Raw genomic sequence first — 16,462 nt, forward strand, 5'->3', positions numbered from 1 at the left:
GTCATTTCATTTCTACAAAAAATCTCTATTTGTTCACATACTTACTGTGGATCTCCCCAAAACTTAAGTGCAGCAATATCCATACTGTTACCTTGTGCAAAATTGGAAATCAAAACAAACCGCCAATATCGAATAGACTTCGCCGGCAAAGGCAATACAAATTCAAATCCATTATACTTGGCGGCATCATCTTCCGCATTGCGTTTTCCGTAAGGTAGACCTGAAGGTTTGACCAGTTCATAGCTATCTCCCAAGGGCATCCAACTTTCGTCCAAGCTACCATCTGGATTAGGATTGTTACTACCATAAATTCGAAACATCTTTGGCGTACCATTGATGTATTCTGCAATACCGTTGACGCGAATCCATAATTTAAAACGGCTCATTTTTACGGTACGCCCCAAATCGTAAGTAATTCGACTAGGTAGTTTAGTTGATGCCGTGGCCTCGCCATATAACGCCCAGTCTGATGCACCATTTCCAGTCAACGGTACACTTGGAGAAGAACCGCAACATCCCACAATATCTCCCGGAAGTGATAAAGTAGAAATCTTACTTCGATCAAGCTCGACTTCATTATAGGGGGTAGTCTTCACTAAAATGGTATCGGAAACATTGCCCCAACGATCGCGAACATAGGCACCAAAAGTCTTCTCTTTTGATGGTAACCCTCGTACTGAAAAATTACCCTTCGCATCTTTAATATATTTCGTATCGAGGTATTCAAGTGTGTTAAGAGAGTCTGCAAGAATGACAATTCCCACTTCATTTTCTTTAGGATTCTTATAGGCGATATTGATTCCACCAAAATCAGGTAACAATTCCAATGACTTCGCAATAGACAAGTAGGGTGGTGTAAGCGGATTAACCGTTACTTCTACTGGTTCTGACACGATTTCATTACGACTTACTGTACGAAGCGTTATCTTATAAGCACCTTCCTTGGCAAATCCTTCCACCCGAACCGTGTCTGAATAATAAGAGGATTTCGCCGTTCTACTAATAGTTTCATTTACTTTATATTCAGCCTTGACATATAATATCGAAGGGTCATCAGCGAGTTTGTAGGTAATAATCGCTCCACCCTCTGTATTCATAACCTTTACATCTGAAACAGGCGAAGGTTTGGTATTGTCATTAAATAAAGGTTTATTGACCAGTTCTTCTTTGCAGGAATAAATTAGCCCACAAAACAATAAAACTGCGATTAAAGCAAGTATCTTTTTCATATAATTTATTCTATATGAGCCATGAATAAACCGATTCCTCTTTATAAACGAAAGAAAAACCAACCGATTTTTGACTCTTTTCTTAAAGTTTTACCATTTTGGATTTTGGACAAGATTAGGATTAACCGCGAGATCATACTCTTTGATCGGGAACAGAAAATCACGATAAGTATAGTTAGGTACGAAAATCGTTTTTAAGCGGTAGAAGTTTTCCGTCGTAGTTTGAAATACATCCCAGCCTGTTCTCGGCTGATTCATCAGATCCAAATCTTTCCATCTACGCATGCTCCAGTAACTTTCCCCTTCAAACATAAATTCGATCAAGGTTTCACGGTGAATAATATTTCGTAAACCATCTTTTGTCGTTGGTTTAGCTGGATTTTTCGAAAAATTTGCCCAAGATTCAGTAATGCCTTTCAGCCCTGCACGTTTTCGTACCAAGTCTACCCATTTAAGTACGTCTTCCGAAGGCCCACCTACCTCATTTAGTGCCTCAGCATAGAGCAAATACAGGTTGGACAAACGAATTGCAGGCCAAACATAAGTAACGATATTATAGCGGTCTTTACTTCCCGTATTTTTATAATTAATCAACTTTTTAGGCCAATAGCCTGTACAGGAAAACCGGCTATTATTTCCTGTCGTATTCGTTTGTCCCCAAATTGTATTCAGATACAATAAATTGGTTTCATCCAGCCGTCCAAAACCGAATAAGGACGAACGATCGAAAGCTAAATCTGCGTAAAAGCGAAGTTCACGATCTAAATTGAAAGAGGATGTCGTATAATTGGGGTTCATTAGGCTTTTATCCGATTGCGAGATTGTCTTCAATCGTTTAAAACGTCCATTATAGTCCCAGGTCTTGTCCTCTTCAATCGGAACACCGTTTCGTGTATAAAACATTTCTGCCGAATTAATAGTTGCAGCAAGCAGTGCCCCTGAAACTTCCTGTATTTCCGAACGAGGTGTGGTTATATTCTGCAGCCAGCTTGTATTGGACTTTGAATTGGACATGCCCCAGATTGTTTCACTATTCCAATCTTCGGTAATAGCACCACGAATGTTCATGCAATATTGCGTAGCTTCGCTGAGTGATTTCATATTAAATGGAGGCTCGAAATAGAAGATGGTATTTCCAGCTTCGTGACAGGCATCTATCGCTTCCTTACAAGCGGTGGCGGCCCTTTGCCATTTACTAGATTCGAAAGCTGTCGCAATCAATGCTTGTCCATCTTTATTTTTAAAATTTGCATAATCCGAATTTCCATTAAATAATGGACTTGCGGCCAATATGAGCACCTGCGCTTTGACAGACAAAGCGATAGGTTTCGTGATCCGACCAAGCTCATCTCCTTGATTTGCGATGACAGTTGGTAAATCAGTACTTGCTTCGTCTAAAATTTGTACAATATAATTAACGACAGTATCAACTGGCTCGCGCTTCACCTTCACCTCCTCCACAGAAGCGGAAATTGGCAGATTTTCTTTGATAACAGGAATAGGTCCATACATCCGCAATAAACTAAAATGATAATAGGCTTTTAGAAACTTTACTTCGGCTATCCATTTATTCCGTTCAGATTCTTTAATGTCAGGGACTCGACCAATATTTTCTAAAAAAATATTACAATGGCGAATACCTTGATAATACGATCGGGGACCATTTTCACCATCCCAAGCATTATAAATTGGGCTTACTTTATTTTGCTGTCCATAGGCCAGATCGATAAGTTTTTGGTTGGCGTCTAAGGGTGAAATCCCAGGATTAGGTGTAATAAACTCCCCTGATCCCAAAAATGCCGGATTTTCCATATCCCCCAGTTTCGGTAAAAACGAATAACAGGTAAACAAGTATTTTTCTGCTTGATTGCGGAGACTAAATGCATTGTCAATCGTTGCAATATTATCCGGAATCACATCCAGATATTTCTTGCAAGAGACGACAGAAAAGATCAGTACCCCTAAGATCAGTATTTTATATAATTTCATATCGTTTAAAGGTTAATTAATGGATAAGTTGACACCTAAGTTGATCACACGTTGAACAGGATAGCCTAAACCATTCCCACCCATTTCAACATCCCATTCCTTGAACTTACTCCACAGGAACAGGTTTGACCCATTGAGATAGAACCTCACATTAGACAAATGTGCTTTCTGTGTAAAAGAGTTCGGTAAGGTATACCCCAACTCAACAGATTTCAAGCGGAGGAATGCACCATCGCGCATAAACCAAGTACTTTTTTGAGTATTATTAACATTCACATTAGTACTTAATTTTGGCCACAAGGCGTAGATGTCCCTGTTTTCCTCGCTCCAATGGTTATTCGCATAAGCTTGTAGCAATGCCGTTTGATTATCAACAAAAGGCGAAGTTGCAGCTGGATCTATCCAAAAGGATTCCCTGGTCAGACCTTGAAAAAAACAAGAAATATCAAAATGTTTATAACCTGCGGAAATTCCAAATCCATAGACAATCTCCGGTGAAGTCGGAAAACCAATGGGCACCTCGTCCAAACTTGTGATTTGCCCATCTTTGTTAACATCCCTATATTTGATATCTCCCGCGCCATAGGGCCCAAAATTTTGTTTTGGAGAATTGGCCACATCCATCTCATCGATAAAAAGACGCTCAGCAATATATCCCCAAGTTTGTGACAAAGAATATCCGACATGAAGCTTATTTCTTTCTTGATATTGAGGTTCCTCATAAACCTTAAATTTACTTGTGGCATAAGTAAAATTGGCCATTCCTTTTATCCAAAGATCTGTTCCAAAGTTTTGTGAGTAATCAAAAGATGCGTCTAAACCTTTTGCAGATGCCTCACCAACATTTGCACGCACTCCAGCCGACAAGCCCATGGTTGTCGGAATAGAGGTTCGATCCATGAGGATATTTGTTCTATGCTCTGAAAATAAATCAGCTTGTATCCCCAGTTTTCCAAAAAGCTTAGCTTCCAATCCAAAGTTGGTTTTTTGGGAAGTTTCCCATGTAATATCTTGATTTGCGTAGCGTTTCACATCTACACCGGAAAGTGAATAACCATTTAACGTTCCGAAAATTGCACCATTATTACCATTATTCATGTCCACATTGGACAAATAAAAGAAGCGATCAGTAGGGCTTCCAATCTGGTCATTTCCGACAAGCCCATAGGTCGCCCTGAGTTTGAAAAGTGGGAGTATATTTTTTAACGGACTCCAGAACTTTTCATTGGAAACCGTATAAGCTAGACCTGCCGATGGAAAGAATCCAAAGCGATGCGATGTATGAAAACGTTCCGATCCATTATAACCAAAATTAAATTCAGCCGCATACCGTTCATCGTAGACATAGGTAAATCGCCCCGAAAGTCCAAGATTTCTGAAAGGTAATGAGCTTTGTAAATCAGTAGCACCACCGACCTGGCTACTCTTTGCCAATCCAATCAACATACCACTAACACTGTGCACCTTATTAAAGACTTGCTTATAATTTACAGAAAGCTCACTGTAAAAATTAGTTGAAACCTCTTTTTCTCCATTCTGATAATTGAGATATTCAGTGCCGGCAGGAACCCCTTTTAGCGTATTTCCCAACTCATTAATTCCCCGTAGCGTGTAAGATTTTGTCGCGCGGTCATAATTCATTAGGGTATAAAAATATGGATTGTACAGACGCTTTACATCAAAATAAGAATAGCGCTGGGTATTGAACATTCCACGTGCGCTCAATCCCTTTAACAAAAATGAGAAATCCTGGGAAAGTTGAATCTGAGCTGACATATTCGAACGCGAATAATCTTTATAGCCTTTTTGTAGATCAGCATAAGGATTATTGTACTCTGCATCACCATAATTACCGAACATGATATGCTTTACATATTTCGTATCCTCAGTCGGTTCATAACGGGCCGGGAATAAGACTGGATTTGATCGAATAATTTTCTTAAAAATGTCTGTTCCTCCATCGATAGGTCCACGATAGTCGTCGAAAGTTCCCGAGAGACGGGCAATCATTTCTGTTGTCGGTGTTAAATTAATGTTTACATTCGTCCGTAAGGAATAGGTTTTTAAATTGGCATTACTATTAAAATTATTCATGGGATCGACTTTCATAATACCATGATCTTGCGCCAGTGCGCCTGCAACATAATATCGAGCCACTTTACCACCGCCACTCACATTCAGGTTATACCGTTGGTTCATCGTGTAATCTTTGAGCAACATATCTTGCCAATTGGTCATCGGATAGGCTATAGGATCGGTTCCTCGCTCCGTATTGTCTATTTTAGATTTTTGATAAATATATCCACCCAGTGGGTTACGGGCATAACTCGCTTCATTAGCCAATTTCATGTAGGTAATCGGATCTGCGAGTTCAATATTTCTCGTTGCTTGTGACATTGAATTTTCTGCACGGAAAGACAGATTTACTTTCCCTTCCTTACCTTCTTTTGTTGTAATTAGAATTACACCATTGGCACCTCTGGCCCCATAAAGTGCTGTCGAAGTTGCATCCTTCATAATAGAGAAGCTTGCAATATCATCGACCTGCAATCTTGCTAAATCTGTTGATGTTGCTTCAACATTATCGATGAGAATAAGGGGAGAAACCTTATAACCAAAGGTGGTCACTCCACGTACAAAGAAATCGGCATTATCTGCACCCGGCTCCCCACTTCGTTGATATGCAATAACCCCCGCAAGCCGTCCAGCAAGTGCTGTAGTCAAATTGCTTGACGGAATTTTTAATTCTGATGGCTTAATAGATGTAACAGCCCCGACAAGTTCCGTTTTCTTTTGTTTACCAAATGCCACGACCAATACTTCATCAATGTTTTTTGATTCGGGAAACAAGACGATATCGACAATAGATTGATCCCCAATCGATTTTTCTTCTCTTTTCATACCCACATAGACAAAAACTAGTGTCGCGGCCTCTTTGGGCAGGGCGAGTGAAAATCTACCATCTTTATCTGTCATTGCACTTCGGCCAGGGACTTCTTTGCATGACACGCTTACCCCTTGGATCACATTACCCAATGAATCTCGTACCGTCCCCGTAATAATCCGGTCTTTGGCTAAAAGCTTATTAATTAAGGTAATTTCCTTTGTGGGTTTAAGATAAGGATCAATAGACAGCGCACTTCTTAAAGCAGGCTTTGCGTGTGTGGTCAAGGCCGTACTGAAAATAATCATCAATAATGGCTTGAAAACATTGACATTCGGAATAGACAGTCTATTCCCTGGTCGCTTTTGAGAAAAGCAACAATTCATCATAATCTAAAGTTTTGGTTAATACTCTACTAATTAGGTTGAAACAATACCGATAATGATTGCGTATGGTTCGCTTAAGGTATTGTTATAAATTGGTTATTTGCTGTTACAACAACATACTGACCTCCTTTCATTTACTTAAATTTCAGGAATACACAGTAGTAGGACAACCTATATCTTAACGACTATTGATGCTAACTTATCCAAACCCTACTTCTATAAATGACATCGTTGCCAATTCTTCGAGACAAGCTCATAAGCGATTCGTCCTCCTTTCAGCTTTTGCCCACCGTGCGCCTACAGATTCCCTACTCATTCCCTTACGATAGGTAGGGAATCTATAAAGAAAATGAAGAGCTTTTGAAAAAATGGGGCGAACATGAGACGAATTTATGACGAGCATGGTCCGAACAAATAATGAAGCTTAGCTATAACTTATTTATTAGACCTTAAAGCTACCCTTTTCTTAAACTCATCGAGCGTCTCATCGCTCAATCGTCCTTTCATTAGCCAAGCAGAATCGCCGTAAATACCCGCTTTTGTATAGTCAAACGGTTTGAATGCAATCTTGCGGATAGCTTTTTTAGATGAAAATGAAAAATCGTCAGAAAGCGGATTTTTAAAAAGTGGATCGGCACATATGGAATGTGGCTCTTTTAATTTCTTCCAATCCTGCAATGTGTATTTCCCAACAAACTGAGGTACCCCATTGAGATGCCAATACAGATTTGAATCAATGGCCAAAGATCCTTTTTCCCAAGCTCCGGCCAAGGTCTCCCCGCTGTCTTGCAGAATTATATTGTGTTTAAAACTAAAAGACTGATGTGGTTCCGCACGCGTATACTGCGCTTGATAATAATGGCCAAAAGCAAAGATGTTATTTTCAATCTTATTTTCTCGGCCGTAGTGTTGATGAAAACCGCCACTTTTGCATCGATAGACCAGGTTATTGCTCATTTCTACACCTGTTGAACCTTCATCTGTGTAAAGTCCCCATCCCCCATAGTCATAAGACAACACATCATGAATGACATTATGCGTTATTTTGGTCCCCTTAGATTCTCCAAGCGTATACACCGCTCCCATATCAGATAGTTCCCCCCAACCAATATGATGAATATGGTTGTAGGAGACGACATTTCTCACAGCCGGGCTTATTAACTTCGTTTTATGAAATTCAGGTTCGCCTTTTTCGTTCACATGGTGTGTCCAACTATTTGGATCATCATTATATCCCCAAGTCCAACCGACTGAGACACCAGAATAATACAAGTCGGCGATTTCATTATGTGTTATCTGATTATCACTGCTATGAAAAATAGCAACTCCAATTCCACAGGGCAGTTCACGACCTGCCTGCATAATAATGTTGTTATGAATTAAATTGAAACTACTGACTTTTTGGTTACCCGGCCGGAAAAAGGGTACACCAATTTTGATTCCACCCGCACCTAAATCAGCCAGATAACAGTGCTCTACTCGATTATAATGGCATTCTCGTCCTAACCAAATAGCATATGCCCCAGTATGGAGCACTTCACAGTTTATCAAGGAAATATTTTCAGAAAAATCAAAAGACAATGCGGCTTTGGTCAATGCTGCTGCTTGCATGGGATCCTCTCCCATTGGAGGTATCTGGTATTTGGTCGCTTGAAAAGAAATATTTTCAAATGTTATATGTTTGATCGCGTCATTTTCATTCCCCTTAAACACAACTAATTGTTCCAACGTAGGTATCAGTGTCTCGGCCGTATCCATATTCTCCCCAGCCAATGGCATGTAATAGAGGTACCCTGTATTCCTATCCAAATACCATTCACCTGGCGCATCCAATGCTGCCCTGTAGTCATACATGACATAACGACTACCGGCCTGTATCGGATTCCAGGGGTGCATTCCTTTACCGCCCATATAAATAAATGCGGAATCCGGACTGGTATATTCAGGCTTCTTTATGGTGACATCCCATTTGTGATAGAATCTAAATTTTAGATCTGCAAAACCCGCGTGTTTTAACTGCCTTATTTCGTTCCAGTCTTCCCTTTTAAAATCAATGCGTTGTACGGCATAATTTGCAAAACGTACTCCGCTTACAAAATTGGTTTCGACAGCATTTTTCACCGTATACCAATCAACATTCGGGGTACGAGCCAAAATAGCGCGTTTACCATTCACAAAGAGTTGCTCTATAGTCAGACCATAGTGGACGACTTCCGGTATGCGTATCCGATACAACTTATCATCATATTTTTGCCAGCCTTTTATCGCTATACCCCCAATAAAACGAGGCTTATTTTCAGCATCATAACCTCGAATAACAATAGGACGACGAGACGGCTGCTCGATTTCAAAAGGTCGGTCCATATAATAATTTCCGGCCAACACATTGACGAATAAAGTATCATTTTCGCTCCGGCTTTCTAGCCTACCCTTTATCGCTTTATTCAACGAGTAATAGGGTGCAGCCTTTGTCCCATCACTTGTGTCACTCCCTTTGGGGGATAGCCATACAGTTTCATTGGCAAGCAATACAACAGGTATAAATAATATGGAGATTGTTACTAGTATAATCTTTTTCATATCAGGTTTTATCATAGAATGGACTCTTATCGATAAAGTCCACAGAGGTTTTCTTTAACATAAGTTCTTATAGCATTCGAAAATTTCTTCGAATAGGTTCTGTTTATTTTCGTGTCTTGTTTTGTCTTGACAATATGCGCTATTAGAAGTTCTAACGAACTTAGTTTTTCCCTATCATTAAAATAAATATTTCCCATTCCAAAACCAATGGCAAGTAACTGCTTGAGTTCATCTGTATTTAGCTCGACAGACAGCGACTCTAACTCATCGGACAATAAATTGGCAACGCTCTCTTTTCGAACCTTACTATTTTTCAAGGAAAAGTTACTTTTATGAGCTCTACAATACATCAAAGATTCAGGAATATTGACAAAATCTTCTGTTTTTAAAAGTTTTACCGACAGTGCATAATCCTCATTCAGAGGATAGTTGTCTCTGTACTTTGTATTCTTGATAACCTCACTCCGAAACATGACCGAACTGTGCGCAACCGGATTTCCGAATAAAGAAATAAATTCTATTTCATCTGACATACAAGAATATTGTTTTAATCCAACCAGTTTTCCATTTTGATCGATGATGTAATGATCAGATCCCACAGCGGCAACATGTTCCCCCGAAGTGCTTTCAAAAAAGGAAACCTGTTTTTTCAAACGATCTGGATGCATGATATCATCGGCATCCATCCGTGCGATATATTTTCCTTTTGAAAGCTCTATTCCACTATTCAAACTCTTAGTGATCCCTCTATTTGATGTATTCGAAACAATAATCAGCCGCTGATCAGTTTGTTTTTTTAGGATTGCTTTTGTTGCATCTGATGATCCGTCATCAATAGCAATTAATTCAAAATCAGGATAGGTCTGAGAAAAGATGCTTTCCAAGCAATCCGGCAGAAATCTTTCTGCATTAAAACAAGGTAGGACAATTGACACCAACGGCCGGGAAGCAGTTTCGTTTAGAATTTCAATCGTACTTCTAGTCGTCCTTAGATTTTCCAATAAACAGATGGTCTGCTTTATCATGCCTTCTATGGAGAATTTACAGCCTGGATAGCTGTAGTTGATCGTATTGGAACTAGCCGGATCATTGATTGCACTTACTGTCTTACCCCAAAACGGAATAGAACCTTTCGACGGATACCTATGCCAGATCATGAAATTGCTGGCATTTACATTGGCTGAGGTATAGTTCTCATGATCTATGCCTTCATGGTGTTCAGGTTCTATACATTGTAGTTTTTCAGAGGCTATTTTGGAGCAATCAGACTGCTCGCGTTTTAGTTCCATGCAAACATGATCATCTGAAATAGTATCATAATATGATTTCTTGGCAAAGGTCACTATGGCTTGAACTATCCAATCATTCTCCCCCACATAGAACTTGCCCAAAAGCTTACTTCGATTCGTAGACATCATGTGCTGAATTTCCACCTGTAAGGTTTCCATTGCCAACTTAGCTTTTTTTCTCATAAAATAGTCTAATGGTTATATCTAAAAATAAAACTCTTTTTCTCTCGCTAAATAACCATAGACTATAGTCTAATAACAACCAATATCTTACCAAAGATCGATGCTATTTTACCACATAACCCCGCAAAATTATTTCATTTCCTCCTTCAATTAATGGCTAAACTCAAACCATTCAAGATTCAGTAACTCCTTTGGTTTGGCTTCATCTTCTTTCCCACGAACCACAAGATAAATTGCATGAGTACCTGTTATGTTCGCTACAGCAGTGGTATGGATTGCATATTGTGTCTCCCCCTGCTGCGATGCAATAACTACTGTTCCCAATAACTTACCGTTGATACCATCAATGCGAATTTCAATTTTCGCATCTTGTGTATTTCCCCAGGTTTTACAGGTAAATTGCTTCAGGTCCTTGCGGGTAAAATCAAAATATCTCCAAACAGCAAAATCACCATCATGGAAACCTTTTAAAAATTCTACTGGAATGTCATTAGCTGGACGACGGACATGAACAGCTACATTTCCCTGCATCAAACAGGCCCTTGCTGCGTCCATCCGGCTAGTAGGATCAATAAGCCCACCGGCCCCTTGTGTCGTCATTTCAACTTCCGCAATCGTGCCATCTTTTGCAAAGAAAATCGGCTCCAAACATGCTTTGCGCATGGTCTGACTTCCATGTGTTGGACGATGGTAAAAGACATACCACTGTCCATTAATTTCTTCTATACAACCGTGATTATTAACGAGGTTCCTACCACTGCCCCAATTATCAATAATGACCCCTCTATAGGTATAAGGTCCAAGCGGAGAAGTTGAGGTAGCATAACTTAATGTAGCGCAGTTGCTCTCACCATGCCTCGCATGGCTTGCAAAAACATAATAATAAATCCCATTGCGTTTTCTTACTGAACTTCCTTCGTTAAATTTATGTGTTTCGTAAGTCAATAAACTATCCTTTGCCGTACCTACAATCTCTTTCATATCTTTCCCTAGCTTCGCTCCTTTCGCATAACCCTGTCCCCAAAAGATATAAGCCTGACCATCATCATCAACAAAAACAGAAGGATCAATTCCCCGCATATCTTTCATGATCTGGCCATCTTTAAAAGGTCCGTAAGGACTATCCGAAACCGCAACTCCCTCATCCTCTCCTCCGCCGGCAAGACAATAGTACAAATAGTATTTCCCATCATGTTCTATACAATCTGGTGCATACAAAATTTGATTGGTATAGTTAGCTTGTTTTCCTATCCCCACTGTAGCAAATGAAGTCTGTTCGTTATTCCATTCCACCAGATTGTCGGTAGAAAGGACATTGTAAGCTGTCGAACAATAGGCATTCCCAAGATCATCCTTTGAACCGTATAAATAGATTTTACCATTGGGCATCTTTCGGACTTCCGGATCGGCAATATATACTCCCGGTGGTGCAATCGGATTCAACATTCTTTTTGTCGTTTGAATCGTCCTAGACCTAGGTACACTTGATATGCTATTGCAGCTCGTGAAACCATAGGAAATTATTCCGATCAGAATACCAGCAGTCCATCTACGGTAGTTCCTCGTCCTCCAAATCATTTCCCGTTTCCTTTCACCATCCAATATTCACTTCTGATTTCCTGTGCTGATAGCTTTTTATTATATATTTTAAGTTCATCGAGCACGGCATGTTTCAGTTTGATCTCTGCCAATGGAAATACTAAGGTCTGTATTTTCCTGAATTTTACCTCTTTGTCGTTTTTATCCTTATAAGGCTTGACCACATCAAAGGGTTTCATATCTTTAACCAGTTCGCCATTGCAATAAAATTGTGTACCTACCCCATCGGCAATTACCGTAACAAAGGACCATTCGTCTACCGGCAGCTTACAGTCGAAATCATAATGATATCCATCTCGATCAAATCCCAAGCCCTGTTCATTGGCTGATATTGTCGCGTTCTTAGACACAAAAAGATTTCCCTTTAATTCCTTTTCTGGCTTGATCCAAAACGAGACAGTATATTGCTCACCGATCTCATCAATCGGCATTTTAAGTACGCTCGTCTCGCTGTTAAAATGCAATCCTTTACCTGTTACACCTGCGACATAATCAACATGTGTACCTTCTGCTTTTTTCCATTCATTATTGACTTTATTGTTGGACTGGGACTCAAAATCAAAGTAACCAAATAATGGTAATGCTGTTTTATAATACCCTCTTAGATTTAGTCCCGGTGCCTCCCGTACATCCTGACGTTTCTGGTTAAAGGTGTAAAGGCTAAGGTGCTGGTCTTCTGCCGTCCACATTTTCTCGGCAAGAACCTGAATCCCCGGAAACACGCGATTGTGTACATCTTTTTGTGACACCCCATTTCCGACTACATCATTCCATACCGCAAAACTTCCGCCTCGGAGGATGGGATCACCTTTTTCAAAAGTGACTTTCCCTATATTTCTTGGGCTCCAATTATTATATAGGTAATCGGTATTTAAATAGTCATAATAGTAACCTGCGGCAGGTACAATGTACAGATAACCATCTGGTGTACTAATCTGAGCATAGCCTAACTTTTTCATTTCTAAAGGATCCGCGTAACCATTATACCACATATTTAAGGTAACATCTTTCACGCGTACAGGTGTTTTCCCCTGCGCATGAGTTAACGAGCCCCAAGCACGTACTTTTTTCCCATTGTCCTGAACAGTCTTAAACACAAAATCGGTAAACTTACGAAAGGGTTCGGCTTCCTTTTTATCGTACTCATCTGTCCCAACATGCACTTCCTCTCCAATAAAAACAGGCTGAGCTCCTTGTGTATATTCGTCGAAAATATTTTTAACAACTTCGTAAGTTTTTGGATTGTCTAAATCTAAATGATCCATACCAAACTTCTTACTTCCAACTTCGGGAATAGCATGTGAGATCGCCAAAGAATGTGCTGGCACATCAATCTCAGGGATAATCGTAACACCGTAACGTAATGCTTTCTTTTGGAGGTTTATAAATTCCGCTTTGGTATAATGTCCATCCTTGGAAGTAAGGTTGGGATAGCGCTCATTTTCTAAACGAAAGGCCGCGTAGGTACTGTCCCAATCGAAGTTAAAGAACTTATGAAAACCATTATCTGTCAGATGAATATGGAAATCTGATAATTTATAATAGGAAAGAATCTCCACATAGTCATTCAAGAAATCTATGGTAAAAAACTTTCTGGCCACATCGATAACAAATCCCCGAACCTCATAGGTTGGATAATCCCTAGAATCACCTTTTGGAATGCGTAAAGCTGTTCGGTCGCGGTCCAACAACTGGAGTAACGTTCTCGTTGCAAATACCTTTCCTTTATAATGCTTCGCCTTGATTGTAAAGACATCATCAATATGAAGTGCATAACCTTCTTCACCCAATTCCTCAGCTCCAGAAGCCGCAATAAAAATATCCCCTTTTTTGGGTGTTCCTGTCTTAACGATCAACTGAAGCCCAAACATCTTACGAATATCATCTTGAAGCAATTCGGCTACCTGTCTAGCATCCTTATCTTTATCCGATACAATGATCGCTGTCGCTTTATTTAAAGTATAATACCCCTCTTGTCCATGCCACTCCCGGAGCGATGGAATCACAAAAGGCACTTCACCGGTACCCGTTCCTTGATAACGTCCCTTGACATCAATATCTTTCACCGGTATTTCGGCATAGGCTGCATCGGACAGTCTGGTAACCTTGAATAATAAATTCACTTTCTTATCCACCAAAGGCGACGAAATGTTTCCTTTCAGATCGATTATTACTTTATTATCTGAACCGATTAAATTGACTTTATAGCCCTCGATCTCCGGAATGCCAATCGTTGGTTTATTGCCATTGATATGCAGGAAAGCAGGTGTTAATTTTGCAACCGTTGCACTATCCAACTGTTCTTGTCCATATCCAGACAAAACGCAAAAAAGGATGCTCAACAGCATCCCCGATTTTAATTTTATTATTAGATCTCTATTCATAAATCAATGTTATTTTTTCTTCCTTCTTCCCAGTGTATTCAAATGGACCTGGAGTTGGATTTGTGTGTTTTCGGGGTTTATCGAAAAAGTCCCGGTCAATCTGCAAATACTGTCCATTACGATCATCAAATGGTAAGTTTGAGATCACAGTAGGCTGCAATGATCTTGAAGTGACCAAAGCCCTCTTTTGCTGCAGCCATTTTGTCCGGAATGGGAAATCCAAATAGACCCGGCCCTGTTTTTCGACTAGATTGGCAGCAGTAACTTCATTGGTATCGATCAATGCATTTTTTTCAACCGCACCTTTACTGGTATATGCTTTCATGCGTTGCTCGGCATCAGCATGCACCTCGCCCATGCGCGCATTGTTTTTATAGGTTGAAATTCCTACACTGCCTTTTAGGTAAACATTTCCATTGAGCAATACGGGTAGATAGGCATTACTATAGTCACTGATATCAGCTCCTTTCGCAAAAATATTGTTGACAAACTGTACGTCACCACCGGGATTATCCTTTAATGCAGCAATTCCAGTCGCATGAGGTTTCAGATACGGCGTCAATCGACTATCATAAGCAACTACATCTATTTTTCCTGCAAAGAGATTATGAGCAAAAGCAGCCCCTTGTGCGTTCATTAACAGACTCTTTTTGGAAAGCATGATATTATTGGTTACTAATGCGGGTCCATGTGTTACTTCCAGGAATACATCAAGATCATTCTGATAAAGCAAATTGTTCATAATTTGTGCACCTTGGGCCATCCAGTCCAGCCAGATTCCTTTGTCTGTACGAAAGATACGGTTATTTCTGATACTGACATCAACAGCGCCATGAAACTTAATTCCTGCCATCTCTGCTCCCGTAAACAAACGTTCGATGTGTATATCATGAATTGTATTTTTTTCGATCGTACTAAAAGAGCAGCCCATACTCCCCACAATTCCTGCCTGTTCGCAATAGGCTATCTTATTATTCCCTACATAATGACCACCTACACTATCTTTATTCCAACCAAAAGCCAAGGCTCGTTTTATGGTTTCAACGTAACCTTCAGCTGATTCGGTATCCTTATTGTCGAATGCATCCCCGTATTTCCCTAAGGCTATCCCTACACATTTCGAGTACTGTATGGTATTGTTGACAATACGCCATCCCTTACTCCAATGTGTTCCCAGAAGTCCTTCCTGTTCGGCCGTTGGGGGTGCCCAATTGGTCGCCGCCTGTTCCATCACAAATCCATCCACAGTGATATAATTGACAAATGGGCGATCGGGATAGAAGACCCGAGGCCGTACATTGATTTCTACCTGTTCCTGATTCGGATCAACCTGTGGGAACCGCGCCCATATAGACGTCTTTTCGCCATCAACCGAAGCCCACCATCCTCCTTTTTGGGAATGATCGGCCAATAACTGCTCCTTGGAAGATGCTTCCATCAGCCAATGACCATGGAGATAGACAGCACCACGGTGATATTTCCGTTCTTTGGGTGTCGGCCAAAACCAGTCGCCACGAATTTCCTCCGCATAGGGATTGAAGGTACCAAAGAAAGAATTAGGCAGCTCCAACTGCCAAATATCGTCATGCAATAGCTTCCAGCCCTTTACTTCTTCCGACCCTTTGACAACCACCTTTTCACCTTTTGCGGCGCGATAGGTAATGGGCTGTTGTGCCGAGAGGCCACCGCGCGGTGGAATGATACTTTCGCGGTATACCCCCTTGTGAACGATAATGATATCACCCGGCATCGCAAGCTTAGCCGCCGCCATAATGGTACGCAGTGGTCTCGTCTGCGTACCGGTCTGCCCATCATCTCCCACCACAGCAACATGATATTCTGTTGGCTTTGCTTTGGTTTGTGCTGACAGAGTCATTGTCCCTAAAAGGAAAACACATGTTAAGAAAGAGGTCACTTTCATTTTATTCAGTTTAGTGCT

General features: G+C 40.5%; 8 protein-coding genes. All 8 read right to left on the minus strand.

What is annotated here, in order from left to right:
- Positions 1-41 precede the first annotated feature (41 nt).
- Entirely contained in the window at positions 42-1,229 is a 1,188-nt protein-coding gene (locus AAH582_RS17095; protein WP_343319012.1) for a DUF4959 domain-containing protein, read from the minus strand.
- A gap of 90 nt (positions 1,230-1,319) precedes the next feature.
- On the minus strand, positions 1,320-3,218 hold the full coding sequence (locus AAH582_RS17100; RefSeq protein ID WP_343319014.1) for a RagB/SusD family nutrient uptake outer membrane protein: 1,899 nt from the start codon (positions 3,216-3,218) through the stop codon (positions 1,320-1,322).
- A 12-nt stretch (positions 3,219-3,230) separates the two neighbouring features.
- Entirely contained in the window at positions 3,231-6,491 is a 3,261-nt protein-coding gene (locus AAH582_RS17105; protein WP_343319016.1) for a SusC/RagA family TonB-linked outer membrane protein, read from the minus strand.
- 432 nt (positions 6,492-6,923) lie between these two features.
- Complete coding sequence (locus AAH582_RS17110; protein WP_343319018.1) at positions 6,924-9,068, minus strand: right-handed parallel beta-helix repeat-containing protein; 2,145 nt, start codon at positions 9,066-9,068, stop codon at positions 6,924-6,926.
- A 26-nt stretch (positions 9,069-9,094) separates the two neighbouring features.
- Positions 9,095-10,540 carry a glycosyltransferase family 2 protein gene (locus AAH582_RS17115; protein ID WP_343319020.1) on the minus strand — a complete coding sequence of 482 codons (1,446 nt, stop codon included), beginning with the start codon at positions 10,538-10,540 and terminating at the stop codon, positions 9,095-9,097.
- Between the two features lie 150 nt (positions 10,541-10,690).
- Positions 10,691-11,986, minus strand: coding sequence for a family 43 glycosylhydrolase (locus AAH582_RS17120; protein WP_343319022.1), 1,296 nt, complete (start codon positions 11,984-11,986; stop codon positions 10,691-10,693).
- A 128-nt stretch (positions 11,987-12,114) separates the two neighbouring features.
- Entirely contained in the window at positions 12,115-14,523 is a 2,409-nt protein-coding gene (locus AAH582_RS17125; protein WP_343319024.1) for a family 20 glycosylhydrolase, read from the minus strand.
- Positions 14,516-16,444 carry a right-handed parallel beta-helix repeat-containing protein gene (locus AAH582_RS17130; protein WP_343319026.1) on the minus strand — a complete coding sequence of 643 codons (1,929 nt, stop codon included), beginning with the start codon at positions 16,442-16,444 and terminating at the stop codon, positions 14,516-14,518. The genes AAH582_RS17125 and AAH582_RS17130 overlap by 8 nt, the downstream gene beginning before the upstream one ends.
- Positions 16,445-16,462 lie beyond the last annotated feature (18 nt).

It is taken from the genome of Sphingobacterium multivorum (assembly GCF_039511225.1).
Classification (GTDB): domain Bacteria; phylum Bacteroidota; class Bacteroidia; order Sphingobacteriales; family Sphingobacteriaceae; genus Sphingobacterium.